This is a genomic window from Cellulomonas sp. P22 (assembly GCF_044392165.1).
In genome coordinates, this window is the sequence record NZ_JBISBW010000006.1 from 147,935 (window position 1) to 173,639 (window position 25,705).

A 25,705-nucleotide genomic window follows, 5' to 3' on the forward strand; every position below is an offset into this window, starting at 1 on the left:
CGACCTGCCCATCGGCGCCCAGGTCGTCGACGACGTCGGGAGTCCTGCGGCGGTCAGGAACCGGGGCCAAGAGATGTCCCTGGGCACGCGACACGACGCACGAACGGGTGTGAGCACGATGGGCGCTGGACGACGACGTGGACTCTCTGCCCTGATCCAGGACCGATCGGTCGTGGCCAAGATGGTGGCCGCGATGCTCGTGCTCGGCGGGTCCTTCGCGGTGGTGGGCGGCACCGGCGGCCTCGTGCTGCTCGACGTGGGCCGCGAGATGCGGGTCGTCGCCGACCTGACCGACGGCCTCAACTCGTCGCTGAGCGAGCTGCGCACCGCGTACAGCCAGAGCCACCTGCTGGTGCACCGGGCGGCGGGTGTCGGCGACGCGGCGACCCGCACCGCGCTGCTCGCGGAGTCGGCCGCGAACGACCAGGTCGTGCAGGATGCGATCACCGTCGTCTCCGGCTATGCCGAGGCAGACACGCCGGCCTGGCGGCGGTTCGTCACGGACTGGGACCAGTGGGTCGAGTTCCGGGACGCGACGCTCCTGCCGATCGTCCAGAAGGGCGACGTGATGGCGGTCAACGACGTCCTCGCGCTGAGCTCGGCGAGCAACCCCGAGCCTGGTGCGCAGGCGCTCGAGGCGGTCGAGGAGTCGGCGCACGCGCAGATCGACGCGGCATCGGCCGCGACCCAGTCCCGGATCACCGCCACGATCGTCGCGCTCGTCGCGGCGTTCGCCGTGGCGGCAGCCGTGTCGGCCGCGATCGCGACGGTCGTCCTGCGGCGCATCCGACGCTCGCTCCACGCGGTGAAGGCGAGCCTCGACGCGCTCGCGGCGGGTGACCTGACGGTCGAGGCACGGGTGACGGGCGGCGACGAGATCGGGCGGATGGCGGCGTCGTTGGCGGTGGCGCAGGAGTCGTTGCGGTCGACGTTGTCGCAGGTGGCGGTGTCTGCGGATGCGGTGGCGGCGTCGGCGGAGGAGCTGTCGGCGGCGAACGTGCAGGTGGCGGCCGGTTCGCAGGAGACGAGTGTGCAGGCGGGGGTGGTTGCTGCGGCGGCGGAGCAGGTGAACCGCAGCGTGCAGGCGGTGGCTGCGGGGTCGGAGGAGATGGGCGCCTCGATCCGGGAGATCGCGCAGAACGCGAACGAGGCGGCGCGGGTGGCGTCGCGGGCGACGGGGGTGGCTGCGGCCACGAACGAGCAGGTCGCGAAGCTGGGTGCGTCGTCGCAGGAGATCGGCAACGTGGTCAAGACGATCACGTCGATCGCGGAGCAGACGAACCTGTTGGCGCTGAACGCGACGATCGAGGCGGCGCGGGCCGGCGAGGCGGGCAAGGGGTTCGCCGTGGTGGCCGGTGAGGTGAAGGAGCTGGCGTCGGAGACGGCGCGGGCGACGGAGGACATCGCGCGCAGGGTGGCGGCGATCCAGGTGGACACCTCGGGTGCGGTCGCGGCGATCGGGGAGATCGCGGGGATCATCGCGAGCATCAACGACTTCCAGCTGACGATCGCCTCGGCGGTGGAGGAGCAGACGGCCACGACGAACGAGATGTCCCGCGGTGTGGGTGAGGCGGCGTCGGGGTCGGGGGAGATCGCGGCGAACATCATTGGGGTCGCGTCGGCGGCCGAGTCGAACGCGGTCGTCGTCGGGCAGATGGGGTCGGCTGTCGACGACCTCGCGCGGATGTCCGCCGAGCTGCGCACCCAGGTCGCCACTTTCACCTACTGAGACGCCCCGGGGAGTCTGCTACTCGAACGCTCGGGGCTGCCGATCAGACGGGTCGACGTCTGTCGCGCAGTGCTCGATCGAGGAGTTCACATGAACACGCCCGTCACGCAGGTCGCGGCCGACACCGCCGTGAGCGACACCGTCGCGCCCCGCGGTACCGCAGGGCGGCGCGGTCCGGGGTTGCGGTGGTTCCAGGACCGTTCGATCCGTACCCGGATCCTCGCGATGGTCGGCTTCGTCCTCGTCGTCTCCGGCGGGACCGGCGTCTACGTGATCACGGCCCTCGACGCGACCGCGGCGGAGACCCAAGACCTCGCCACGCTGCAGTCGGGCATCGTGAACCCCCTCAACGAGGTGCACCAGGCGCAGCTCAAGGCCCGCATGATCGCGGCCCAGATCGGCGCGACGTCCTCGGCAGGAGCGCGTCTGCGCTGGATCGACGAGCAGGACGCGAACGACGCGGAGCTCGACGCCGCCGTCGCGGCGTTCGAGGAGGGCGGTGGGGCGGGGTTCGCGACCTGGCCGGACTTCCGCGAGAACTACGACGCGTGGCGCACGGCCCGCGACACCCAGCTGGTGCCGGCCGCGCTGTCCGACGACAAGAGCGAGTACGAGCGCGTGCTCAACGAGGTGACCGAGCCGCTCAAGGACGCCTACGTCGCCGCCCTCGACGCGGCGGCCGAGGTCAGCACGGCCTACGCGCGCACGACCGCCGCCGACGCCGCCGCGACGGCGCGCCGCACGGTGCTGACCACGGTCGGGGTCCTGTCGCTCTCGGCGGTCCTCGTCGGCTGGGCGGCGATCGCGACCACGTCGACCATCGTCCGGTCGGTGCGTCGGGTCCAGGTCTCGATCGAGGCCATGGCCGAGGGTGACCTCACGCTCGACGTCGAGGTCGCGAGCCACGACGAGATCGGGCGCATGTCGGCCGCGCTCAACACCTCGCGGGACGCGCTGCGATCGACGCTCGCCGGGGTGGCGGCGTCGGCGGATGCGGTGGCCGCGTCGGCGGAGGAGCTGTCGGCGGCGAACGTGCAGGTGGCGGCGGGGTCGCAGGAGACGAGTGTGCAGGCGGGGGTGGTCGCTGCGGCGGCGGAGCAGGTGAACCGGAACGTGCAGGCGGTGGCTGCGGGGTCGGAGGAGATGGGCGCCTCGATCCGGGAGATCGCGCAGAACGCGAACGAGGCGGCGCGGGTGGCGTCGCGGGCGACGGGGGTGGCCGCGGCCACGAACGAGCAGGTCGCGAAGCTGGGGATCTCGAGCCAGGAGATCGGTGACGTGGTCAAGACCATCACGTCGATCGCGGAGCAGACGAACCTGCTGGCGCTCAACGCGACGATCGAGGCCGCACGGGCCGGTGAGGCCGGCAAGGGGTTCGCGGTGGTGGCCAGCGAGGTCAAGGAGCTCGCGTCGGAGACGGCGCGGGCGACCGAGGACATCGCGCGTCGGGTGGCGGCGATCCAGGTGGACACCTCGGGTGCGGTCGCGGCGATCGGGGAGATCGCGGGGATCATCGCGTCGATCAACGACTTCCAGCTGACGATCGCCTCGGCGGTGGAGGAGCAGACGGCCACGACGAACGAGATGTCCCGCGGTGTGGGCGAGGCCGCCTCGGGGTCGGGGGAGATCGCGGCGAACATCATTGGGGTCGCGTCGGCGGCCGAGTCGAACGCGGTCGTCGTCGGGCAGATGGGGTCGGCGGTCGACGACCTCGCCCGGATGTCCGCCGAGCTGCGCACCCAGGTCGCCGCCTTCACCTACTGACATCTGCTGACCAGCCACACCCCGCGCACCCGGGTGCAGGGGTCCTCCGTCCGAGGGACCCCAGCGGCTGGCCCCTCACAAGTCCGGCCTGCCCGCCGATGGGGGCATTCGACATAGATGTCACCCGGACGGAGCACCATCATGCGCAGCCTGAGGCACGACGACGACGAGGTCCTCCTCGCGCCGCGGGATCCCGCCGACACCGACCCCGACGCCGACACCGACGCCGACGCTGTGCCAGACGACAACGCCGCGACGCCGACCTCCGCGCCACCCGAGGTCGCTCGCACCGGGTCATGGATCGCCGCTCGCTCGGTGCGCACCAAGATCGTCGGCTCGATCCTGCTGCTCGCGGTCGTGGCTGTGGCCGCAGGCTCGTACGCGGTCGTGTCGATGCGCTCGATCGCCGCGCAGGCCGACGAGCTCGCGCGGCTCCAGGAGGAGATGGTCTTCAGCCGCGGCCTCGTCGAGCAGGGCCAGCTCAAGGCGCGGGTCATCGCGGCCGAGGTCGCGGCGTTCGACAACGAGACCATGACCGAGGAGTGGCTCGGGAGGCAGCGCGACAACGACGCCGCGATGACCGAGGCGATCGCCGGGTACGACGCCGCGGGCAACGGCACGGGCGAGGCGTGGGACTCGTTCGTCGCGACCTACGCCAGGTGGATCAAGGTCCGCGACGGCCTGCTCATCCCGACGGCCCTCTACGGCGACCGGGTCTACTACTCGAAGCTCGTCGACGAGTCGAGCGAGCCCCTCGTGCAGGCGTACACCGCCGCGCTCGGGGCGGTGGCCGACGAGACCAACGCCTACTTCTACGACGTCGCCGCGCAGGTCGACGCCGAGTCCGACCGCGCTGTCGCCATCCTGACGGTCAGCCTGACGCTGGCACTCGTCGTCGTCGTGGCTCTCGGGCTGCTGATCGCGCGCTCGATCCGACGGTCGGTGCACGAGGTGCACTGTGCGCTCGAGGGCATGGCCGCGGGCGACTTCACCGTGGTCGCCCCCGTGCGGGCGGACGACGAGATCGGGCGGATGGCCCGCGCACTGACGCAGGCGCAGGACTCGGTGCGCTCGACCCTCACGGGCGTGACCGCGACGGCTGCCTCGGTGGCCGGTGCGGCGCGGGACATGTCGGGGGCCGCGGCGCGCGTGGCCGACGGGTCGCACGAGACGTCGTCGCAGGCCGGTGCCGTCGCGACGGCGGCCGAGCAGGTCAGCCGCAACGTGCAGTCGGTCGCGGCGGGTGCCGAGCAGCTGGGGTCATCGATCCGGGAGATCGCGCAGAACGCCAACGAGGCCGCACGGGTCGCGACCGAGGGGGTCGCGCACGCGCGTGCGGCGGCCGAGACGGTCGACGCGCTGGGGACGACGTCGGACGAGATCGGTGCCGCGATCAAGGCGATCACGTCGATCGCGGCGCAGACGAACCTGCTCGCGCTCAACGCGACGATCGAGGCGGCCCGCGCCGGCGAGGCGGGCAAGGGCTTCGCTGTCGTCGCCGGCGAGGTCAAGGACCTGGCCCGTGAGTCGGCCCGTGCCGCCGAGGACATCGCGGCCCGGGTGGCCGCGAACCGCGCCCACACCGAGACGGCGGTCGCGGCGATCGAGCGGATCACCGAGGTCATCGCCCGCATCAACGACTTCCAGCTGACGATCGCCTCTGCGGTCGAGGAGCAGACCGCGACGACGGGCGAGATGTCCCGCGGGGTGGCCGAGGCAGCGACCGGGTCGGGCCAGATCGCCGAGCGGATCACGGCCGTCGCGAACGAGGCGGCGATCACGTCCGAGGTCGTGGCGCAGCTCGAGGCGTCGGTCCAGGACCTCGCCGCGACGGCCGTGGGCCTCAACGCGCGGGTCGCTGCGTTCACCTACTGAGGTTCACCTGCTGAGGTTCACCTCACAGCAGCACACCGCTCACGAAGCGGTCGGTGCGGCCGATGAGCACGGGGTGCGCCCATTCCTGGGGCGCCCCAGGCAGGAGAGCACGTGACACGCATCCGGGTGCTGGTGGTCGACGACTCGGTGGTCGTCCGCCGTCTCGTGACCGAGGCGTTGTCTCGCGACCCCGCCGTCGAGGTGGTGGGCACGGCCTCGAACGGGCGCTTCGCGCTCGGCAAGGTCGAGCAGCTGGCCCCTGACCTGGTCACGATGGACGTCGAGATGCCCGAGATGGACGGCATCGAAGCCGTGCGCGAGCTGCGCCGGTCGGGTCACCGGATGCCCATCATCATGTTCTCGACGCTCACCGAGCGCGGTGCCGCGGCGACGCTCGACGCCCTCGTCGCCGGGGCGAGCGACTACGTGACCAAGCCGACGAGCACCGGGAGCCTGCAGGCCTCGCTCGACCAGGTCGCCGAGCAGCTGCTCCCCAAGATCCACGCCCTCGTCGCAAGGCCCGAGGTGACCCGCGCGCCGCGCACGCCGCTCGGTGCCCCGGCGTCGGGCAGCACGCCCGGGCACCCGACGGCCCCGACCCGCCCCCGGGAACCGGTGGTCACCGCGGTCCCGCGCGCGTCGGCGACAGGCCGGGTTCCCGTGTGCCGGCCCGAACCGCCCGCGCACCCCGTGCGGGCCGTCGTGCTCGGCTCCTCGACCGGTGGCCCAGAGGCCCTGTCGCGCGTGCTCCGGTCGCTGACGGCCCCGCTGCCCGTGCCGGTGCTCGTGGTCCAGCACATGCCCCCGGTGTTCACCCGCCAGCTCGCGTCGCGGCTCGACCGGCTCGGTCCCTCGACGGTGGTCGAGGCGGAGGGCGGCGAGGAGCTCGTCGCCGGTCACGTGTACGTGGCCCCGGGCGACCACCATCTCGAGCTGCAGCGTTCGGGCGCCGCGGTGCGCACGGTGCTGACGCGCACCCCCCCGGTCAACTTCTGCCGACCCTCGGTCGACGTGCTGTTCCGCTCCGCGGTGCGCGCGCTGGGCGGTGACCTGCTCGCTGTGGTGCTCACCGGGATGGGTGCCGACGGTCGCACGGGCTGCGACGACGTGGTGACAGCGGGCGGCACGGTCGTGGTCCAGGACGAGGCGTCGAGCGTGGTGTGGGGCATGCCGGGGGCCGTGGCGACCGCCGGCCTGGCGCACCGGGTCCTGCCCCTCGACGACGTCGGGCGGGTGGTCGAGGCCGTCGTGGCCCGGAGCCGCGCCGGTGCGACCCGCGTGGCCGCGGCGACGGGGGGTGTCGCGTGACGCTCACGACCGCGTCGTTCGACTTCGTGGCGGACCTGGTCCGTCGACGCAGCGCGATCCAGCTCGACCAGGGCAAGGAGTACCTCGTCGAGAGCCGCCTGGCGCCGCTCGCCCGACGTGCCGGGCTCGGCGTCGACGAGTACGTGCGCGCTGTGCGTGCGGGCCGTTCCGAGCACGACCTCGACCTGGTGGTCGAGGCGCTCACGACCAACGAGACCTCGTGGTTCCGCGACGGTGCGCCGTTCGTGGCGCTGCGCCAGCACCTCGTCCCGACGCTCATGGAGGGCCCGATCCCGGCCTCGGGCCTGCGGGTGTGGTCGGCCGCCTGCTCGACGGGCCAGGAGCCGTACTCGATCGCCATGACGCTGGCCGACGTGCTCCCCGCGTCGGTCCGCGTCGAGATCCTCGCGACCGACCTCTCGGAGCAGGTGCTCGCGCGGGCCCGGGCGGGTCGCTACAGCCAGCTCGAGATGGACCGGGGGCTGCCGACCGCGATGCGGGCGCGCCACTTCCGGGCCGACGGCGCCGAGTGGTGCATCTCGGACGAGCTGCGCGCCGCGGTCCGCTACCAGCGCCACAACCTTCTCGACGCGCCGCCCGCCGGGCCGCCGTTCGACCTGGTCTTCCTGCGCAACGTGCTCATCTACTTCGACCTGACCACCAAGCAGCAGATCCTCTCGCGCGTGCACCGGGTGCTGCGCCCGGGGGGCTTCCTGGTGCTGGGGGCGGCCGAGACGACGATCGGGGTCGACGACGGCTGGGCGCGGCTCGCCCTGGGCAGCGGGTCGGTCTACCGCCCGGTCGCCCGCACCGCGCCCCGCACGTCCGACGTCCCCCTGGTCCCGTCCCCGTTCACCGCGAAGCCTGGAGGGCTGCGTTGAGAGCTCTGGTCATCGACGACTCCCGCACGATGCGACGGATCGTCGCGAGCGTGCTCGAGCCGCTCGGGTTCGAGGTCGTCCAGGCGGGCGACGGGCAGGAGGCGCTCGACGTGCTCGAGCAGGGCGTCGAGGTCGACCTCGCGTGCGTCGACTGGAACATGCCGGTCATGGATGGGCTGACCTTCGTGACCCGGGTCCGGGCGCGCAGGGAGTGGCGTGACGTGACGCTCATGATGGTCACGACCGAGAGCGAGCACGGCCAGATCGTCCGCGCGCTGGCCGCGGGGGCTCACGAGTACGTGATCAAGCCGTTCACCCCCGAGATCATCCGCGGGAAGCTCGAGCTGCTCGGTCTCGTCCGCGCCGGGCAGACGGCATGAGCGCCCCGGCGGACGCCGGCGTGATCGGGCGCCCTGAGGTGCTCGCGATCGCCGTCGACGTCTTCGCGACGATGGTCGACGGGACGCCGGGCACCGTCGGCGAGTGGTCGGGCGTGTTCCCGGGGTTCACCGACCCGCTCGTCGCGTGGGTCGACCTGCACGGGGCGTGGTCGGGCCAGGTCGCGGTCGAGACCTCGACGTCGACCGCGCACGAGCTCACGCGGGCGCTGCTGGGCATGGCCGACGACGAGCCGGTCGGCGAGGCGGACCTGGTCGACGCGTTCGGCGAGGTCGCCAACGTGGTGGGCGGCAACGTGAAGTCGCTGCTGCCCGTGGCGGGCACGCTCGGCCTGCCGCGTGTCGCTGTGCGTCCGCCCGACGAGGGCCCGCTCGTGCACGCGCTGCACCTCGGGTGGGGCGGGAGGCCCCTGGTCGTCACCGTCCGGGGTCAAGGTAGTCGTCCCGCCCACCGATGAGATCAATGTCCGGAGCGATCCAACGTGCACGAGCTGTGCACGTCGAAGGAAGGAAGAACCATGCTGCGAGTCCTGGTCGCGGACGACAGCCGCGTGATGCGTCAGATCGTCATCCGCACCCTGCGGCAGGCCGGGTACGACTGGGAGGTCACGGAGGCTGCTGACGGCGCCGCCGCTCTCGAGGCGGTCCGTGCCGACGAGCCCGACGTGATCCTCTCCGACTGGAACATGCCCGAGATGACGGGGATCGAGCTGTTGCACGCCCTGCGGGCCGAGGGCTTCCAGACGCCGTTCGCGTTCGTGACGTCGGAGGGTTCGCCCGAGATGCGCGAGACCGCCGACGCGGCGGGGGCGCTCTTCTTGATCGCGAAGCCGTTCACCGCGGAGAGCTTCCGCGACGCGATCGAGCCGGTGCTCGCATGAGCGACCTGACGCCGCTGCCCGCGGCCATGGACGTGCGGGACGTGCTCGCGGGGCTGATCGGCCGCGACGTGCAAGTCGTGACGGGCGGGTCGATGGTCGACCCGGCCGCGGAGTTCGGTGCGCTCGTGGGCGCGTACGTCGACCGGCACCAGACGCTGGGTGCGCTCATCCTCATGGACCTCGAGCTCGCGTCGCGCGCGGGTGCGGCGATCGCGCTGCTCCCCACGCCGACGGCCGAGCGGGCCATCGGAGCGGGCCTCATGCCGGACAACCTGCTCGAGAACGCGAGCGAGATCCTCAACGTGCTGGCCTCGCTGTTCAACGCGGAGGACGCGCCGCACCTCAAGCTGGGAGCCGTGTACGCGCCGGGCGACCCGGTGCCGAACGACGTGGCTCAGTGGATCGGGGCGTTCGTGCGCCGGATCGACCTGGACGTCGACGTCAAGGGCTACGGCTCGGGGCGGTTCTCGCTGCTCGTGGTCTGACGGTGAGTGCTTTCACATCGTCCGATCGGCGGCAGCAAGATCACGATCGGATAACGTGCTCACGTGATGACGACGGGTCCGACCGAGCTGCCCCGGCGCCGCGAGCTCCGTTCGTGGCGTGAGCGCAAGGCCCGGCGCGCCCGTCGGACCCGCACGATCGTCGGGATCTCGACCCTGGTCGCGCTCGGGGCGCTCGCCGCGGTCGCCGGGCCCGCGTTGCGCGACGACACCGGCGCTGTGACCCTCGCGGGTCTGCCGACGCGGATCGCGCAGGTCGTCGACCGCAGCCCGTCGAGCTCGCGCGGGGCGTCGCGCACCCCCGCGCCCGAGATCCTCGCGCCCGGCCCCACCGGTACGGGCCCCACCGCGACGGGCCCCACCGCGACCGCCGTCCCGTCCGAGGCGTCGAGCCCGTCGGCGACGCCCGAGCCTGCGGCGTCGTCGCGGGCTCCTGCCGCGAGCCCGGCCCCCGCGTCCACCCCGACCCCCGCGTCCACCCCGGTCGGCGCTGCGGCCGAGGAGTTCTCCGCCGCGCTGGTGGCGCTCACGAACGAGCAGCGCACCGCGGCGGGTCTCGCGACGCTCGCGGTCTCCCCGTGCGCGACCGAGCAGGCGGTGCAGCGGGCCGGCGTGCTCGTGGCCGAGGACCGCTTCGAGCACGACCCGCTCGCCCCCGTCCAGGCGGCGTGCGGCGGACGCGCGGCGGGGGAGAACCTCGCGCTCGGCCACCCGACCCCGGCGGACATGACCGCGGGATGGATGGGCTCGACCGGGCACCGCGAGAACATCCTGCGCGCGTCGTACACGTCGATCGGGATCGGCTGCGCCGAAGGGTCGCGCGGGATGCTCTGCGCGCAGGTCTTCCTCGGCTGATCCGGGGTTCAGCCGGCGTCGGCGCCCGAGGCGCCCACCGGCGCACGCGTCCCGGCGGTCGTGCTCGCGCTCCTGGCCGCCCGCGCCGACCACCACCGCAGCCCCGCGGCGAGGAGCACGAGCCCCACGGCCGTCCCCGCGGTGTTGAGCACCACGTCCTGGGCCGTCGGCACGCGGGTGGGCAGGAACAGGCGCTGGGCGGTCTCGATCGCGACCGACGTGGCACAGCCCGCTGCGAGCACGACCCACCACCGCCCCCGCGCCACGAGCAGCCCCGCCAGGACGCCGAACGGCACGAACATCAGGACGTTCGAGACCGCCTCGACCCCGTCGTAGGTCACCGGTGCCCCGCGCGCGGCCAGCCAGCCGATCACGGCACGGACGACGTCGAACGTCTCCTCGTCGGCAGGCTCGGGACGCAGCGTCATCCTCGCCACGAGGGCGAGGTAGGCGACGAACGCGACCCACGTCCACCGCCGCAGCCGGCCGGACCCCACGCCGCTAACCCCGTCCGCCGTGGCCCGCGACGGGCGCGAGCCCGGACGCACGTCGCCGCCGGACGCGCTGCCACACCGCCGCGAGGCCGATCCCGACGAGCGTGCCCAGCGTGTTCGCGAGCACGTCGCGCGCCGAGCCCACCCGCTGCGCCAGCACGGCGTGCTGCACGACCTCGATCGTGAGCGAGGCGAGCGCGGCTCCCACCAGCACGGCCCACCACCACCGGCGCGCGAGCACGAGCGCGGCGAGCAGGCCGAGCGGCACGAACAGCGCCACGTTCGCGGCCGCCTCGGCCAGGTGCGCGGACCCGGGCAGGCCCCAGCCGTGCAGCAGCGCGAGCACCCGGCCGAGCGGCCGGTCGAGCACCTGCTGCAGCGGGACGGGGCTCAGGGTCACGACCGCGACGACGGCACCGGCTGCCACGAGCGCTCCGAGCACGCGCCGAGGAGGTCGGGTCATCCGTCGACGGTAGTGCAGGGGCACGGCGGACGCGGGGCGGATGGTCGGTCGGCCCGAAGGGGCCCAGACTGGTCGGATGGGAGCGGCGGGCCACCGGCACCGGGTTACGGGCGTGTTAACGCTCTGGACAGCCGCGCGGCGGGTCCAGGGTGATCTGCCATCATGCGCGGCATGGCGACAACCTCCCCCGATGTCGTGAAGACGTCCCCCCCGGGCGCCCTCGACCGCTTCTTCAAGATCACCGAGCGTGGCTCATCCGTCGGCTCCGAGATCCGCGGCGGCCTGGTCACGTTCTTCGCGATGAGCTACATCATCGTCCTCAACCCGCTCATCATCGGGACCGTCCAGGACGGCACCGGCAAGTTCCTCGGCGGCGGTGACGCACCCGACCTGGCGATGGTCGCGGCGACGACGGCGCTCGTCGCGGGTGTCCTGTCGATCCTGATGGGTGTGGTCGCGAACTTCCCCCTCGCGCTCGCCGCGGGCCTCGGGCTGAACGCCGTGGTGGCCTACTCGATCGCCGTGCTGCCCGACATGACGTGGGCCGACGCGATGGGGATCGTGGTCCTCGAGGGCCTGATCATCCTGGCGCTGGTGCTCACCGGGTTCCGGGAGGCTGTCTTCCGTGCCGTCCCCGTCGAGCTCAAGACGGCCATCAGCGTGGGCATCGGCCTGTTCATCGCCTTCATCGGGCTCTTTGACTCGGGCTTCATCCGGGTCCCGGCCAGCCAGGCCACCCCGGTCGAGCTGGGCATCGGCGGCTCGATCGGCTCGTGGCCGCTGCTGATCTTCGTTGTCGGCCTGCTGCTCGCGATCATCCTCATGGTCCGCAAGACCAAGGGCGCGATCCTCATCGCGATCGTCACCACCACCGTGCTCGCGATCCTCGTCGAGTTGGTCGGCAACCTCGGCTCGCAGAGCGCCGACAACCCGGGCGGCTGGAAGCTGAACATCCCCGCCCTGCCCGACACGATCGTGAGCGTGCCGAGCTTCACGGTGCTGGGTCAGTTCTCGCTGTTCGGCTCGTTCGGCAAGATCGGCACCGTCGCGGTCATGCTGCTCGTGTTCGCGATCCTGCTCGCTGACTTCTTCGACACGATGGGCACGATGGTCGCCGTCGGTGGCGAGGCCGGGCTGCTCGACGAGGAGGGCAACCCGCCCAAGACCAAGCAGATCCTGGTGGTCGACTCGATCGCCGCCGCAGCCGGTGGCGCCGGGGGCGTCTCCTCCAACACGAGCTTCGTGGAGTCGGCCGCGGGTGTCGGCGACGGTGCCCGCACGGGTCTGGCGTCGGTCGTGACCGGTATCGCGTTCCTGCTGGCGACCTTCCTGGCCCCGCTCGTGGAGATGGTGCCGTTCGAGGCTGCCACGCCGGCCCTCGTGGTCGTCGGCTTCCTCATGGTCATGCAGGTGACCGGCATCAACTGGAAGAACTACGAGATCGCGATCCCGGCGTTCCTCACGATGATCTTCATGCCGTTCACGTACTCGATCACCGCGGGCATCGGCGCGGGCTTCATCACCTTCGTGATCATCAAGATCGCGGTGGGCAAGGTCCGCCTGATCCACCCGCTCATGTGGGTCGCGAGCGTGCTCTTCCTCGCGTACTTCACGCTCGGCCCGATCAAGTCCGCGATCGGCCTCTGACCCCTGTCGTCCCCGCAGGCCGGGTCCGCCCTCGTGGCGGGCCCGGCCTGCTGTCGTCGAGGCGGGCGGGCGTCCACCTCGTGACGTCGGCCACAGCACATGTACTTACCTTGAGTAATGAGTTAAGGTAACGACATGCCTGTTGTCCCACCCGTCGACGCCGTCGGGTCCGGCCCCGCGCCCACCGTCACCGCCAAGCAGTGCCGCCCCGGCACGCTCGCCGGTGACCTGCGCGTCGCGATCTCGCGGTCTGCCCGCCGGATCCGCTCCGAGCGTGGCGCCGCTGACCTGCCCGACACCCAGTTCAACGTCCTGGCCTGGCTGCACCAGAACGGGCCGATGACCCCCGGGGCGCTCGCCGACCTGCAGCACGTCCAGCCGCCGTCGATGACCCGCACGGTCAACGGCCTCGTCGAGCTGGGCTTCGTCACCAAGCAGGAGCACCCCACCGACGGTCGCCAGGTCGTCGTGACCCTCACCGACGCCGGCACGGCCGAGGTGCGCGAGACGCGCCGCCGCCGCGACGAGTGGCTCACCCGACGCCTGGCGTCGTTCACGCCCGCCGAGCGTGCCACCCTCGCCGAAGCCGCCCAGCTCCTCCGGAGGATCGCCGCCGAATGAGCTCCTCGTCCACGTTCTCCTCGCTCAAGTTCTTCAACTACCGCCTGTGGTTCGCCGGCGCCCTCGTGGCGAACATCGGCACCTGGATGCAGCGCATCGCCCAGGACTGGCTCGTCCTGACCGTCCTCAGCGACGACTCGGGTGTCGCCGTGGGCGTCACCACCGCGCTCCAGTTCGCCCCCACGCTGTTCCTGTCGGCGTGGGCGGGCGTGCTCGCCGACCGCGTCAACCGCCGCAAGCTCCTCATGGCGACCCAGGCGTCCCAGGCCGTGCTGGCCCTCGGGCTCGGTGGGCTCGTGCTCAGCGGGCACGCGCAGCTCTGGCAGGTGTACGTCTTCGCCGCGCTGCTCGGCTGCGTCTCGGCCGTCGACGGCCCCGTGCGGCAGACGTTCGTCGCCGAGCTGGTCCCCGCCACGAAGCTGTCCAACGCCGTGGGCCTGAACAGCGCGTCGTTCAACGCCGCCCGGCTCGTGGGCCCCGGCCTGGCGGGTCTGCTCATCGCCTGGATCGGCACCGGCTGGGTCTTCATGATCAACGGCGTGACGTTCGCCGCGACGATCTTCGCGCTGACCCAGATGCGGCTCTCCGAGCTCCACCCCCTGCCGATCGCGGACCGCGCCAAGGGGCAGATCCGCGAGGGCATCGCCTACGTGCGCAACCGCACCGACATCATCGTCATCATGGTGGTCGTCGGCGTCGTCTCGACGTTCGGCCTGAACTTCCAGATCACCAGCGCCATGATGGCCCGCACCGAGTTCGGCCGGGGCGCGGGGGAGTACGGCGTGCTCGGCTCGGTGCTCGCGATCGGCTCGCTCACGGGCGCGCTCATGGCCGCCCGGCGCGACCGTCCGCGGGTGCGACTCGTCATCGGTGCGGCCTTCGGGTTCGGCGTCGCCTCGGGCGTCATGGCCCTCATGCCCACGTACCCGAGCTATGCGGTGGCGTGCATCCCCGTCGGTTTCGCCTCGCTGACGATGATGACCGCGGCCAACACGACCATCCAGATGTCGACCGACCCCGCGGTGCGCGGGCGCGTGATGTCGCTCTACATGATCGTGTTCCTCGGCGCGACGCCCGTGGGCTCGCCCATCATCGGGTGGGTGGCCGAGGAGTTCGGTCCCCGCTGGGCGATCGGCATCGGCTCGATCGCTGCCCTGATCGTCGCGACCGGCGCAGCGATCTGGGTCAAGCGGCACTGGCAGCTCGAGGTGCACTACAGCGTGCGCACCCGCCCCCACCTGGACGTCCGCTACCCGTCGCTGCCCACGCAGCGCCAGGAGGTCGCCGCCGAGCTGCGGGCACGCGAGATCGAGCAGTCGACCTCGTCGGCCTGAGGTCTCAGCGGATCGAGCGCCTCAGCGGATCGAAGGTCTCAGCGGATCGAGGTGTCCCCGGTGGCCCGGGCCCACCGCCGTGCGAGCGTGACGGTGAGGGCCGCGATCGCGACCAGCACCGGGACGACGCCGAAGGCCGCGCGGGTGCCGACCGCGTCGGCGAGGGCACCGAGCAGCGGTGGGGCGACGCCCACGGCGACGCCGCCCGCGAGCGTCGACCGCGACTGGGCGGCGTCGGGGCGCCCGGCGGACGCGTCCAGCACCGCGACGATCGTCAGCGGGTACTGCGCGCCGTAGCCCAGGCCCGCGACCACGAGGCCCACGAGGCCGACCACCGGGCTGGTCGCGGACCAGAGCACGAACCACCCGACCGCGGCCAGCGCGAACGAGCCCAGCAGCAGGTCGACGGGCGAGAGGCGCAGGGCGAGCCGCCCGACGGCGAACCGGGCGGCGGCCATGCCGGCGACGAGCCCCGAGACGGCGCCCGCGGCCAGCCCTGCGGTGGCCCCGGTCTGCGACTGCAGCAGGTCCGCGGCCCAGAACGTCGTGGCGTTCTCGATGCCGATCGCGCACACCAGCGCGATCCAGAACAGCCAGAACGCGGGCGAGAACCCGCGCCGCCCACCCGTCGCCGGATCGGCGTCGGGAACGGCGACGGTGCGGGTCGGTCGGCCCAGGGCCCCGGTGGCGGGCAGCCGGGACACGGCCAGCGCGACGCCCGCCGCGAGGACGACCGTGATCGCCACCGCGGGCCGCCACCCGCCGCCGAGAGAGACCGAGAGCCCGAGCGCCAGCGGCCCGACGAGCCCGACGAGGGCACCCGCCCCGTTCGCCTCGGTGAGCGCTGCGGCCCCGGCGCCGCCGTGGTGCACGGCCAACGCGGGCTGGAACGCGGAGATCGCGAGCGAGCCGCCGATCGCGACGACGGTCACGGCCGGCAGCGTCACCGCGAGCGACTGCCCGGCGACCAGCATCGCCACGCCACCGACGATGAGCGCCGGCCCGATGAGCAGCACGGTGCGGCGGCCCACCCGGCCCACCAGCTGCGCGCTGAACAGGCCCGCGGCGATCATGCCGCCCGCCATGAACGTGCCGTGCAGGCCCGCCTGGGCCCGGGTGATGCCGAGGTCCTCGGCGATCAGCGGGACCCCCGGGGTGAAGCTGTAGAGCCACCAGCCCCACATCACGGAGTACCCGTAGAGGGTCAGCGTCAGCCGGTCACGGACGAGGCGTGGGGCCCCGACGGCCTGAGCGTCCGCGACCGGGCGGCCGGCCGGGAGATCGGCGACCGCGGGCTCGGATAAGGAAGGGTCAGACAAGGCGGTCGACGACGTGGTCGATGCAGGCAGTCAGGGCGAGCACGTCCTCGGGGTCCACCGCGGGGAACATGGCCACGCGCAGCTGGTTGCGGCCGAGCTTGCGGTACGGCTCGACGTCGACGACGCCGTGCGCGCGCAGCACCGTGGCGACCGTCGCGGCCTCGACCTCGGGGGCGAGGTCGATCGTGCCGACCACCTGCGAGCGGTGCGCGGGGTCCGCGACGAACGGTTCGGCCCAGTCGCGGGCGTCGGCCCAGGTGTACAGGTGGCCCGAGGACGTCGCTGTGCGCGCCGTCGCCCAGTCGAGACCGCCCTGGGCCAGCAGCCAGTCGATCTGCTCGGCCATGAGCACGAGGGTCGAGATCGCCGGGGTGTTGAGGGTCTGGTCGAGACGCGAGTTGGTCAGCGCCGTGGTGAGCGACAGGAACTCGGGCACCCACCGGCCGTCGGCCTCGATGCGCGCGGCCCGCTCGATCGCGGCGGGGGACAGCACAGCGAGCCACAGCCCGCCGTCCGAGGCGAAGCCCTTCTGCGGCGCGAAGTAGTAGGTGTCGGTCTGCGCGATGTCGATCGGCAGACCGGCGGCGCCCGAGGTGCCGTCGACCACCATCAGGGCGCCCTGGTCGCGCGATCCCGCGACGCGACGCACGGGGGCGGCGACGCCCGTCGAGGTCTCGTTGTGCGGCCAGGCGTAGACGTCGACGCCGTCCTCGAGCTCCGGCAGGGCGAGCTGACCCGCGGGGGCGGTGCGGACGGTCGGCGTCCCGAGGAACGGCGCCCGCGTCGCGGCCTGGGCGAACTTGGCACCGAACTCCCCGAACGACGCGTGCTGCGAGCGGTCGCGCACGAGGCAGAAGGTCGCGAGGTCCCAGAACGCGGACGAGCCGCCGTTGCCGAGGGCGACCTCGTAGCCGTCGGGCAGCGAGAACAGCTCGGCGAGGCCGGCGCGCACCCTGTGCACGACGGCGCGCACGGGCGCCTGCCGGTGCGAGGTGCCGAGAAGCGAGGTGCCCAGCGCGGCGAGCGCGTCGACCTGGGCGGTGCGGACCTTGCTCGGTCCGGAGCCGAACCTGCCGTCGCGGGGGAGCAGGTCGGCAGGGATGGTGATCTGCGGGTTCTCGGCCTCGGGCACAGATCGAGGATAGGGGCTGCGTCGCTCCGAGATCGGCACGGCCCGCACCCAGGACCAACTAACCTGGGGCGGCGAGCACCTGATGACCGAAGGGGAGTGCCGTGAGTGATCTGATCGACACGACCGAGATGTACCTCAAGACGATCTACGAGCTCACCGAGGAGGGCATCACCCCGCTGCGCGCGCGGATCGCGGAGCGGCTCGGTCACAGCGGACCGACCGTGTCGCAGACGGTGGCTCGCATGGAGCGTGACGGGCTGCTGGTGGTCAGCGGCGACCGTCACCTCGAGCTGACCGACGCCGGCATGGCCAAGGCCGTGCGCGTCATGCGCAAGCACCGCCTCGCGGAGCGTCTGCTGACCGACGTCATCGGGCTCGACTGGGAGTTCGTCCACGAGGAGGCGTGCCGCTGGGAGCACGTGATGAGCGAGCGCGTCGAGCGCCGGCTCGCCGAGCTGCTCGACCACCCGCACTTCGACCCGTACGGCAACCCGATCCCGGGGCTCGCCGAGATCGGTGAGGAGAGCACTGTCGTGGGCTTCCTCGACGGTGTCGTGTCGCTGCTCACGGTCGCGAGCGCTCCCGGGGCGTCGCCGTCGCGTGCCGTGGTCGCGCGGCTCGGCGAGCCGCTGCAGACCGACGTCGAGCTCCTGTCGCGGCTCGCGCAGGCCGGGGTCGTGCCGGGCGGCGAGATCACCGTCGAGCGCACCCCGGGAGTGGTCACCGTGGCGCGTCCCGACGCCGAGACCGTGCTCGACCTGCCCGACGACGTCGCCCGGCACGTGTTCGTCACGACGAGCTGACGGCGGGCCGTCGTCGCACGGCCTCGCAGGTGGGCGTACCTCCCGACGAGACCCCGCACCCCCGGGTGCGGGGTCTCGTCGTGTCCGGAGCGAGATCTGTCGTGACCGGAGCGTGACATGAGCCGGTCCCTGCTGTACGTTCTGAGTGCTTCACAGACCCTCCTCTGTTGAAGCCCTCGAGCGGAACGCCGAACCCTGCCGCCGCACGAGGTCCGTACTACTTCGCCGGCAGGGGCGGGGGACCCACGTAGTGGGCGCTGAGATCTGGCGCCCTTGGGGTGAAGTCGAGGGGCGGAACGTCGTCCATCGGCCGGGTGTTCTCCCACCCGAACCCGACAGCTCACCTCGTAGGCGACAGGAGAGGCACCGCGTGACCGTGAGCAACACCCGCGCCCGCCATCGTGCAGCGCGACGCCCCGTGACACCTCTGACCGACATAGCCCACGCCGCCACGGCATCCATCGGAGTCGTGGGTCGGCGCAGCGCCGCCGTCGCCGCGACCTCCGGCCTCGTCGTCACCATGATCGGAAGCGTCGCCAACGCCGCTCCGGCCGGTGGCGCCGCAGGTTCCCTTCCGGCCGTCGACACGTCCGCACTGACGGCCTCGGCCCGCGCCGTGCTCGAGACGGCCCCCGTCGTGACCGCCCCCGTCGAGGCGAGCTGGTCCTTCGACGCCCCGGCCGTCGAGGCCGTGGCCCCCGTCGTCAAGAAGGCCACCACGCGCACCGCCACCCTGGCGGCGTCGCGCTCGACCACCCGCACCGCAGTCGCGACCGCCGCGGCGACCAGCGACGTGCCGCAGTCCGTGGCCGGCAACTCCGTCCTCGAGATCGCCGCACGCTACGTCGGCGTCCCGTACGTCTCGGGCGGCACCACGCCCGACGGCTTCGACTGCTCGGGCTTCGTCTCCTACGTCTACGACCAGCTCGGCGTCTCGCTGCCCCGCACGTCCGCGGGCATCAAGGCGGCCGGCACCGTCGTCTCGCGGGCCGACGCGCAGCCGGGCGACATCATCTGGAGCCCCGGCCACGTCGCGATCTACGCGGGCGGCGACCAGCAGATCGACTCGCCCCGTCCGGGCAAGACGATCCAGTTCCGCTCGATCTGGCAGAGCGCTCCGGTGTTCATCCGGATCGGCTGACCTCAGCACAGCACCGAAGGGCCCCGCAGACGCGAGTCGGCGGGGCCCTTCGGCGTCTCCGCAGACCTCACCCGGCGAATCGGCGGGTGTGCACCCGGGGGCGCCGCGTACGCTGGTCGCGCTTGCACCTCCCCCCACGGGACACCGGCAGCCAGCCGGGTCCCACGACCGGGCCTAGGAGTCGCCGTGCTGATGCCCGTACCGCACCGGACCTTGCTGCTGAACGCGAGCCTCGAACCGTTGTGCGTGGTGAGCCTGAGACGGGCCGTCAGCCTCGTGATGTCGGGCAAGGCGACCATCCTCGAGTCCGACGGGCGGATGCTCCGCTCCGAGCGCAGCGCGCTGCCGGCGCCGATCGTGCTCGTCCTGACCCGCTACGTGCACGTGCCCACCCGCCGGACCCTGCCGCCCACCCGTCGGACGGTCCTGCAGCGTGACGCCTTCCGGTGCGCGTACTGCGGGGCGGCGGCCGACACGGTGGACCACGTGCACCCCCGGTCGCGCGGGGGTCGGCACGAGTGGGGCAACGTCGTCGCGGCGTGCGTCCGCTGCAACCACCGCAAGGCGGACCGGCTGCTCACCGAGCTGGGCTGGGAGCTCGCCTACGTGCCCCGGGCCCCGCGCGGGGCGGCTGCGATCGTCCGGGGTGCGGGCGTCGACGAACCGGCCTGGTCGCCGTACCTCGTCGCCTAGGGTCTGCGTCAAGTCTCTCTCAAGTCCTCCCCGCGGTTCTCTCCGCGGAAGGTGCGGAAAGGGCATGCTCTGAGGCAGACTGACGGCTTGATCCACAGGAGGTCGGAGCGATGACGCACGAACGAGCGGTGCTGGTGGGGGTCGACGGGTCGGGCGCGAGCCTGCATGCCCTGGACTGGGCGGCGGCCGAGGCCCGGACCCGCGGGTGGCCCCTGCGGATCGTGTGCTCGTACTCGTTGCCGTCGTTCACGGCGGCCTCGCTCGACGGGGGCTACGCGGCGCTCGACGACACAGCGATCCTCGAGGGTGCCCGGGCGGTGCTGACCGAGGCCAAGGGGCGCGCGCTCGCGGCCGGGTCGATCGACGTGACCGCGACCGTCGCCACCGGTGACGCCGCGGGCGTGCTCGTCGAGATGTCGCGCGACGTCTGCCTCGCCGTCGTCGGCACGCGGGGGCGCGGGGGGTTCGCCGACCGGCTGCTGGGCACCGTGTCCTCGGCGCTGCCGGCGCACGCCCACTGCCCCACGGTCGTGGTGCCGTTGCGCGGACCGGGAGGCGCCGCGGTGCCCGACGACGGGGTGCTGCCCACCGTCCAGCCGCTGCGACGCATCGTGGTCGGCATCGATGGCTCGCCGCAGGCCGACCTCGCGCTGCGACGCGCGATCATCGAGGCCCAGGCGTGGGACGCCGAGCTCATCGCCGTCGCGGGGGTGCCTGTCGGCACCGGGATGGGTGTGCTGGCCTGGATGCCCGCGTCGATCGACCACGAGCAGCTGCTCGCGGACGCGACCGAGGGGCTCAACGTCGTGGTCGACCGGGCCCTGGCGGACTTCCCGGGCTTCACCGTGCGCCGCCATGTGCTGGACGGGTCGGGCGCCGAGCTGCTGACCGAGTTCTCGACCGCGACCGACCTGATCGTGGTCGGCTCGCGCGGGCGGGGCGGGTTCGCCGGGCTGCTGCTGGGCTCCACGAGCCAGGCGGTGCTGCACCACGCGAAGTGCCCGGTCATGGTCGTGACGAGTCGTGCCAAGGACTCCGAGACGCGGGGCTCCGAGGCCTGAGCGGCGAGGTGGCCGGCCCTCGGGCGAGCAGGGTCAGTCCGCGCGGGTCGGCGGCACGTCGGTGCGGCGCACGAGGGCCGAGAGCACCACGGTCGATCGCGTGCGGGCCACGAACGGCTCGGCCGCGAGCCGCTCGACGACCCGTTCGAGGTGGCGCATGTCACGGGCGCGGACCTGGATCATCAGGTCGACGTCACCCGTGACAGTGCTCGCCGCGACGACCTCGGGGTAGGTCTCGACCGCCGCCTGCATGGTCGCCGGGCTCGTCGAGCCGTGGCAGAAGAGCTCGATGAACGCCTCGGTGGTCCAGCCGAGCGCGGCCGGGTCGAGCCGCACCGTGAACCCCCGCACGACGCCGCGCGCCCGCAGCCGGTCGACGCGCCGCTTGACCGCGGGGGCCGACAGGGAGACCACGGCGCCGATGTCGGCGTAGCTCGACCGGGCGTCGACGGACAGCGCTCGCAGGATGGCCTCGTCCAGGGCGTCGAGCCCTTCGGGGCGCGGTTCGGGGGCGTGTGGCACCCGCTCATGATGCTGCACAGGCCGCCCACGTGCACCGACGCGATCCGGGGCACATCGCCCCTACAGGTTGCCGCCCCGGTTGCCGATGCTTGGGTGGTCGAGGAAAGTCGTGCACGACGAAGGGGATCCTCCATGGCGACCGTGCGGCACAAGCACCAACGGCGACTCGCGTCCATCCCGACGCAGCGGGGCAGCGAGCGGCTCGTCGAGGCGGCCGTGGCCCCCGTCGAGAGCCGTCCCGCGGCGTTCGTCCCCGCTCCCCGCGTGGACCCGTTGCCCCCCGAGACCGCGGCGCTGCTGCTCCCCGAGCTGGCCGGCCTGTTCGTTCCTACCGCCGAGCCGCTCACGGCGCCGGCCCCCACCGCCTCCCCGCTGCCGCTCCGGGCCCGGCCCTCGGTGGAGCGCCCCACCACGCAGCCTCCCGCCACGACGCCCGCGCAGCACGAGGCGCCCGCGGCCACCGGCCCCGACGGACGCCGGCGCACCGGCACGGTCGTGGTGAGCCTGGCCGTCGTGCTCGTGCTCGTGGGGACGGCAGGAGGCATCGCGCTGCACCTCGACCAGCAGGCCCGCGCCGCAGAGCTCGCCCTGATGCAGGAGCGCGTCGGCCGTGAGGTGGCCGCAGAGCGCGCCGACACCGCGTTCCTCCGGGGGCGCCAGGTCGAGGTCGCGACGGCCACGCGCCTCGCGTCACGCTCTGCCGAGGTCGCGGACACCGACGGCCTGATCGCCCAGGCCCGTGCCGTGCTGGACGCGAACCCGCAGGCGGGCGACGCCCCGCGCGCGGCCCTCCAGCAGGCCATCGACTCGCTGACCGCCGTGAGCGCGGCGCTGGGGCAGGGCACGAGCGCGCACGAGCTGCGTGCCGCCGGTACCACGCTCGCCGCACCGCAGCAGGCCGTCGTCGAGGCGCAGGCGGCGTGGCAGGCCGCCGAGGACGCCCGCATCGCCGCCGAGCGGGCCGCGGCCGAGGCCGCAGCGCAGGCCGCCGCAGCCAAGCAGCGGACCCGGGCACCCGCCGCGACGACCACCCGGACCCGCGCGACCACCACCGCTCCGGCCGAGTCGTCCGATGAGGCCGCGGCCCCGGTCGCCGGCATCGACGCGTACAGCGCGCAGGCGATCGGCAACGCGATCAACACCCACCGGGCCAACAACGGGCTGGGTGCGCTGAGCATCTCCGGGTCGTCGACCCTGCAGAACCACGCGGTCGCGATGGCCACCGAGGGGCGCATCTGGCACAGCGGCAAGGACAGCATCGTCGGATGGGTCCAGCCCGTGAGCGCGTCGGCCATGATCGACGCCTACGCGAACTCGCCGGCCCACAACGCGTGGATGCTCAACGCCGACGTCACGCGCATGTCGATCGGTGCTGTCACGCGCGACGGCCGGCTGTACACGGCTGTGCTCTTCAGCTGAGCGGCGACGGGTGGTCCGCACCGCTGCGGCGGTGCGGACCACCCGTCACGTTCGGCGGGTCTCGCTCAGCAGAGCGACTGGCCGAGCCGGTCGAGCGCCAGGTCGAGGTCCTGCCGGTCGATCGTGAGCGGCGGAGCCAGCCGGATCGTCGAGCCGTGCGTGTCCTTGGCCAGCACGCCGTGCGCCAGCAGACGCTCGCACAGCTCGCGACCGGTCATGAGCGCCGGGTCCACGTCGATGCCTGCCCACAGGCCGACCCCGCGGCTGCGGGCGATGAGCCCCGCCCCCGTCAGCGTGGCCAGCCGGGAGTGCAGGTGCTCCCCGAGCGTCCGGGCCCGGGCCTGCGGGTCGCCCGTGGCGAGCAGCTCGACCACGGCGAGCCCCACCGCGCACGCGAGGGGGTTGCCGCCGAACGTCGAGCCGTGCGTGCCGGGGGTGAGCACCTCGAGCACGTCCGAGCGGCCGACCACGGCGCTCACGGGGACGATCCCGCCGCCCAACGCCTTGCCGAGCGTCATGAGGTCGGGCTGCACGTCCCAGAGCTGGCACGCGAACGTGGTGCCGGTGCGTCCGAGCCCGGACTGGATCTCGTCCGCCACGAGCAGCACGTCGGCCTCGTCGCAGATGGCCCGCACCGCGGGCCAGTAGCCCGCCGGGGGGACCACGACGCCCTGCTCGCCCTGGATGGGTTCGAGCAGCACAGCGACCGTCGTCTCGTCGATCGCGGCGCGCACGGCGTCGGCGTCGCCGTAGGGCACCACGCGGAACCCGGGCGTGAACGGCCCGAAGCCGTCGCGCGCCTCGTGGTCGGTCGAGAACGACACGATCGTGGTGGTGCGGCCGTGGAAGTTCCCGTCCGCGACGACGATCGTGGCCTGCTCGGGGGCGACGCCCTTGACGTCGTAGCCCCACTTGCGGGCGGCCTTGACTGCCGTCTCGACGGCCTCGGCCCCGGTGTTCATGGGCAGCACGAGCGGGGTGCCGCGCAGCGCAGGTGCGGCCAGCGTCGCGAGCGCGTCGGCGAACGGCTCGAGCAGGTCGTGGCCGAAGGCCCGCGAGGACAGCGTGATCCGCTCGAGCTGGGCCCGAGCGGCCTCGAGCAGCGCCGGGTGGCGGTGACCGAAGTTCAGCGCCGAGTACCCGGCGAGCATGTCGAGGTACGCGCGGCCCTCGACGTCGCGCACCCACGCACCCGACGCCCAGGTGAGCGTGACCGGGAGCGGTGCGTAGTTGGGTGCGAGGCTGCTGCGTCGCGCGCCGGACTCCTGGTCACGGCTCACCGTGGTCGTCACGGCACGTCGCGGATCTCGAGCGTGCAGCACTTCGCGCCGCCGCCGCCCTTGAGCAGCTCGCTCGTGTCGACGGGGATCGTCGTGTAGCCGCGCTCGCGCAGCGCGGGGGCCAGGTCGACCGCGCCGGGGGCCACCACGACGTGCTCGCCGTCGCTCACAGCGTTCAGGCCGAGGGCCGCGGCGTCACGGTCGGTGGCGAGCACGGCGTCGGGGAACATCGCGCGCAGACGCTCCTGGGACGTGGGCGAGAACGCCGGGGGGTAGTACGCGACCTGCGGGTCGGCGGCGTCGCTCTGCAGCACCGTCAGTGCGGTGTCGAGGTGGTAGTAGCGCGCGTCGACCAGCTCGAGCGAGACGACCTCGTGGCCGGTGACCTGGGCGAGCTCGGCGTGCGCGGCGCGGTCGGTGCGGAAGCCCGTGCCGGCCAGGATCACGTCGCCCACCGGCAGGATGTCGCCCTCGCCCTCGTTGACCTCGGCCGCGGTGTGCGTGACGAAGCCGCGGTCGGCGAACCACTTCTGGTAGGCCGGGCCCTCGGGGCCGCGCTCGGGGTGGCGGAACCGGGCCGAGTAGACGATGCCGTCGACGATCAGCGCGCCGTTCGCGGCGTAGACCATGTCGGGCAGGCCCGGGATCGGGTCGATCGTGTCGACCGTGTGGCCCAGGTCCAGGTACACGTCGCGCAGCGTGCGCCACTGCTGGCGCGCGAGCTCGGTGTCGGTGTACCGGTTGACGTCCATCCACGGGTTGATCTCGTACGACACCGTGTAGTGCACCGGTTCGCACATCAGGTAGCGGCGCGGGGTGGCGACGCGGGGGGTGGACGAGCTCACGGCCATGGGGTGCTCCTTCAGGGGCAGGAGGGTGGGTGTCGCGTCATCGGGACGGAGTCACCTGACTCTACGAGGCGATCATGAACAACGTCGGACCGCGATGTTGTCCCCGAGGGCACGAATCATTGCGTGAATACCTGAGTGTGCGGCGATTCGTTGTGCGGCCCGGCGTTGCCGTGCGCGTGATGGTGCCGCCGCCGGTCGTCGACCTCGCGGGCCACCCGCGTCAGGGCTGCGCGCAGCATGAGCCGCAGCACCGGTGCCACCAGCATCCCGGCGGGCACCGGGCCCGCCAGGTGCACCCGCTCGGACCACGTGACCCGTGAGCGGTGCGCCCCGAGACCGGACACGACGATGCGCGCCTCGCCCGCGAGCACCGGACCGAGCTTGGTGAAGACCGCCACCCCCGGACCGTCACCGGGCGGGTCGAGCCGGTCGATGCGCATCCGGTCCACGATCCCCGGCGCGCCCTGCCGCGCGAACGGCCCCGACACCGCCACCACGACGGCACCGCGCACCGGCGGTCCCGGCGGCACCGCGACCCGCGTCCACGGGATCCACCGCACGTGGTGACGCAGGTCCACGAGCAGCGTGAAGGCCTCGGTGGCGCTCAGAGGGAGCACCCGGCTCACCGCGACCTCACGGCCGGGCCACGTGCGGGTCGCGTGCGTCCCGCGGTGCGTGCGCGGCATGCGCCACCCCCCTCGTGGGTTCGTGGGAACCCGCACGTTCCACGG

General features: G+C 73.0%; 26 protein-coding genes and 1 riboswitch. Of the genes, 18 read left to right on the forward strand and 8 right to left on the reverse strand.

What is annotated here, in order from left to right; translation table 11 throughout:
- Window positions 1-181 precede the first annotated feature (181 nt).
- From ACGIF2_RS07310 to ACGIF2_RS07355, 10 genes are all read left to right on the forward strand, one after another.
- A complete protein-coding gene (locus tag ACGIF2_RS07310; RefSeq protein WP_396045696.1) occupies window positions 182-1,729 on the forward strand; it encodes a methyl-accepting chemotaxis protein in 1,548 nt (515 codons plus the stop codon).
- A gap of 90 nt (window positions 1,730-1,819) precedes the next feature.
- Complete coding sequence (locus ACGIF2_RS07315) at window positions 1,820-3,493, forward strand: methyl-accepting chemotaxis protein (RefSeq protein ID WP_396045046.1); 1,674 nt, start codon at window positions 1,820-1,822, stop codon at window positions 3,491-3,493.
- A gap of 141 nt (window positions 3,494-3,634) precedes the next feature.
- Window positions 3,635-5,368 (forward strand): methyl-accepting chemotaxis protein, encoded by a 1,734-nt coding sequence (locus tag ACGIF2_RS07320; RefSeq protein WP_396045048.1) that lies wholly within the window; start codon window positions 3,635-3,637, stop codon window positions 5,366-5,368.
- A gap of 111 nt (window positions 5,369-5,479) precedes the next feature.
- On the forward strand, window positions 5,480-6,676 hold the full coding sequence (locus ACGIF2_RS07325; RefSeq protein ID WP_396045049.1) for a chemotaxis response regulator protein-glutamate methylesterase: 1,197 nt from the start codon (window positions 5,480-5,482) through the stop codon (window positions 6,674-6,676).
- Complete coding sequence (locus tag ACGIF2_RS07330; protein WP_396045051.1) at window positions 6,673-7,557, forward strand: CheR family methyltransferase; 885 nt, start codon at window positions 6,673-6,675, stop codon at window positions 7,555-7,557. Before ACGIF2_RS07325 ends, ACGIF2_RS07330 begins: the two co-directional genes overlap by 4 nt.
- The gene (locus tag ACGIF2_RS07335) at window positions 7,554-7,937 is read left to right on the forward strand and encodes a response regulator (protein WP_396045053.1); all 384 of its coding nucleotides are present in this window, start codon (window positions 7,554-7,556) and stop codon (window positions 7,935-7,937) included. The genes ACGIF2_RS07330 and ACGIF2_RS07335 overlap by 4 nt, the downstream gene beginning before the upstream one ends.
- Window positions 7,934-8,413 carry a chemotaxis protein CheX gene (locus ACGIF2_RS07340; RefSeq protein WP_396045055.1) on the forward strand — a complete coding sequence of 160 codons (480 nt, stop codon included), beginning with the start codon at window positions 7,934-7,936 and terminating at the stop codon, window positions 8,411-8,413. Before ACGIF2_RS07335 ends, ACGIF2_RS07340 begins: the two co-directional genes overlap by 4 nt.
- Before the next feature lie 60 nt (window positions 8,414-8,473).
- Window positions 8,474-8,836 carry a response regulator gene (locus ACGIF2_RS07345; RefSeq protein WP_396045057.1) on the forward strand — a complete coding sequence of 121 codons (363 nt, stop codon included), beginning with the start codon at window positions 8,474-8,476 and terminating at the stop codon, window positions 8,834-8,836.
- Entirely contained in the window at window positions 8,833-9,321 is a 489-nt protein-coding gene (locus ACGIF2_RS07350; protein ID WP_396045059.1) for a hypothetical protein, read from the forward strand. The genes ACGIF2_RS07345 and ACGIF2_RS07350 overlap by 4 nt, the downstream gene beginning before the upstream one ends.
- Before the next feature lie 66 nt (window positions 9,322-9,387).
- The gene (locus tag ACGIF2_RS07355; protein ID WP_396045061.1) at window positions 9,388-10,194 is read left to right on the forward strand and encodes a CAP domain-containing protein; all 807 of its coding nucleotides are present in this window, start codon (window positions 9,388-9,390) and stop codon (window positions 10,192-10,194) included.
- Window positions 10,195-10,202: 8 nt separating this feature from the next.
- Here ACGIF2_RS07355 and ACGIF2_RS07360 read toward each other — a convergent pair whose 3' ends face one another.
- Both ACGIF2_RS07360 and ACGIF2_RS07365 read right to left on the reverse strand, forming a co-directional pair.
- The gene (locus ACGIF2_RS07360; RefSeq protein WP_396045063.1) at window positions 10,203-10,691 is read right to left on the reverse strand and encodes a VanZ family protein; all 489 of its coding nucleotides are present in this window, start codon (window positions 10,689-10,691) and stop codon (window positions 10,203-10,205) included.
- A 4-nt stretch (window positions 10,692-10,695) separates the two neighbouring features.
- A complete protein-coding gene (locus tag ACGIF2_RS07365; RefSeq protein ID WP_396045065.1) occupies window positions 10,696-11,151 on the reverse strand; it encodes a VanZ family protein in 456 nt (151 codons plus the stop codon).
- Window positions 11,152-11,322: 171 nt separating this feature from the next.
- Between ACGIF2_RS07365 and ACGIF2_RS07370 the strand changes: the two genes are divergently transcribed.
- From ACGIF2_RS07370 to ACGIF2_RS07380, 3 genes are all read left to right on the forward strand, one after another.
- On the forward strand, window positions 11,323-12,798 hold the full coding sequence (locus ACGIF2_RS07370; protein WP_396045067.1) for an NCS2 family permease: 1,476 nt from the start codon (window positions 11,323-11,325) through the stop codon (window positions 12,796-12,798).
- A 135-nt stretch (window positions 12,799-12,933) separates the two neighbouring features.
- Window positions 12,934-13,419, forward strand: a complete 486-nt coding sequence (locus ACGIF2_RS07375; RefSeq protein ID WP_396045069.1) for a MarR family winged helix-turn-helix transcriptional regulator — start codon at window positions 12,934-12,936, stop codon at window positions 13,417-13,419.
- Window positions 13,416-14,753, forward strand: coding sequence for an MFS transporter (locus ACGIF2_RS07380; protein ID WP_396045071.1), 1,338 nt, complete (start codon window positions 13,416-13,418; stop codon window positions 14,751-14,753). The genes ACGIF2_RS07375 and ACGIF2_RS07380 overlap by 4 nt, the downstream gene beginning before the upstream one ends.
- A gap of 38 nt (window positions 14,754-14,791) precedes the next feature.
- Here the strand turns inward: ACGIF2_RS07380 and ACGIF2_RS07385 are convergent, their stop codons facing one another.
- Together ACGIF2_RS07385 and serC are read right to left on the reverse strand one after the other, a co-directional pair.
- Window positions 14,792-16,072: an MFS transporter gene (locus ACGIF2_RS07385; RefSeq protein ID WP_396045073.1), complete on the reverse strand. Its 1,281-nt coding sequence runs from the start codon at window positions 16,070-16,072 to the stop codon at window positions 14,792-14,794.
- Window positions 16,065-17,204 (reverse strand): phosphoserine transaminase, encoded by a 1,140-nt coding sequence (serC, locus tag ACGIF2_RS07390; protein WP_396045075.1) that lies wholly within the window; start codon window positions 17,202-17,204, stop codon window positions 16,065-16,067. The genes ACGIF2_RS07385 and serC overlap by 8 nt, the downstream gene beginning before the upstream one ends.
- 101 nt (window positions 17,205-17,305) lie before the next feature.
- On the opposite strand from serC, the gene ACGIF2_RS07395 reads away from it, so the two are divergent.
- The 4 genes from ACGIF2_RS07395 to ACGIF2_RS07410 all read left to right on the forward strand — a co-directional run bounded on the left by ACGIF2_RS07395 (window position 17,306) and on the right by ACGIF2_RS07410 (window position 20,902).
- Window positions 17,306-18,007 (forward strand): metal-dependent transcriptional regulator, encoded by a 702-nt coding sequence (locus tag ACGIF2_RS07395; protein WP_396045077.1) that lies wholly within the window; start codon window positions 17,306-17,308, stop codon window positions 18,005-18,007.
- Between the two features lie 176 nt (window positions 18,008-18,183).
- Window positions 18,184-18,375, forward strand: a riboswitch (cyclic di-AMP (ydaO/yuaA leader).
- A gap of 2 nt (window positions 18,376-18,377) precedes the next feature.
- Window positions 18,378-19,148, forward strand: a complete 771-nt coding sequence (locus ACGIF2_RS07400) for a C40 family peptidase (protein WP_396045079.1) — start codon at window positions 18,378-18,380, stop codon at window positions 19,146-19,148.
- 192 nt (window positions 19,149-19,340) lie between these two features.
- Window positions 19,341-19,841 carry an HNH endonuclease gene (locus tag ACGIF2_RS07405; protein WP_396045698.1) on the forward strand — a complete coding sequence of 167 codons (501 nt, stop codon included), beginning with the start codon at window positions 19,341-19,343 and terminating at the stop codon, window positions 19,839-19,841.
- 110 nt (window positions 19,842-19,951) lie between these two features.
- Window positions 19,952-20,902, forward strand: coding sequence for a universal stress protein (locus ACGIF2_RS07410; protein WP_396045081.1), 951 nt, complete (start codon window positions 19,952-19,954; stop codon window positions 20,900-20,902).
- 33 nt (window positions 20,903-20,935) lie between these two features.
- Here ACGIF2_RS07410 and ACGIF2_RS07415 read toward each other — a convergent pair whose 3' ends face one another.
- Window positions 20,936-21,424 (reverse strand): Lrp/AsnC family transcriptional regulator, encoded by a 489-nt coding sequence (locus ACGIF2_RS07415; protein ID WP_396045083.1) that lies wholly within the window; start codon window positions 21,422-21,424, stop codon window positions 20,936-20,938.
- A 132-nt stretch (window positions 21,425-21,556) separates the two neighbouring features.
- Here ACGIF2_RS07415 and ACGIF2_RS07420 point away from each other — a divergent pair, with 132 nt between their 5' ends.
- Window positions 21,557-22,843 carry a CAP domain-containing protein gene (locus ACGIF2_RS07420; protein WP_396045085.1) on the forward strand — a complete coding sequence of 429 codons (1,287 nt, stop codon included), beginning with the start codon at window positions 21,557-21,559 and terminating at the stop codon, window positions 22,841-22,843.
- A gap of 65 nt (window positions 22,844-22,908) precedes the next feature.
- Here ACGIF2_RS07420 and rocD read toward each other — a convergent pair whose 3' ends face one another.
- The 3 genes from rocD to ACGIF2_RS07435 form a co-directional block, all read right to left on the reverse strand.
- On the reverse strand, window positions 22,909-24,135 hold the full coding sequence (gene rocD, locus ACGIF2_RS07425) for an ornithine--oxo-acid transaminase (protein ID WP_396045087.1): 1,227 nt from the start codon (window positions 24,133-24,135) through the stop codon (window positions 22,909-22,911).
- On the reverse strand, window positions 24,132-24,974 hold the full coding sequence (ddaH, locus tag ACGIF2_RS07430) for a dimethylargininase (RefSeq protein WP_396045089.1): 843 nt from the start codon (window positions 24,972-24,974) through the stop codon (window positions 24,132-24,134). Before ddaH ends, rocD begins: the two co-directional genes overlap by 4 nt.
- A gap of 116 nt (window positions 24,975-25,090) precedes the next feature.
- Window positions 25,091-25,660, reverse strand: a complete 570-nt coding sequence (locus ACGIF2_RS07435; RefSeq protein ID WP_396045091.1) for an SRPBCC family protein — start codon at window positions 25,658-25,660, stop codon at window positions 25,091-25,093.
- Window positions 25,661-25,705 lie beyond the last annotated feature (45 nt).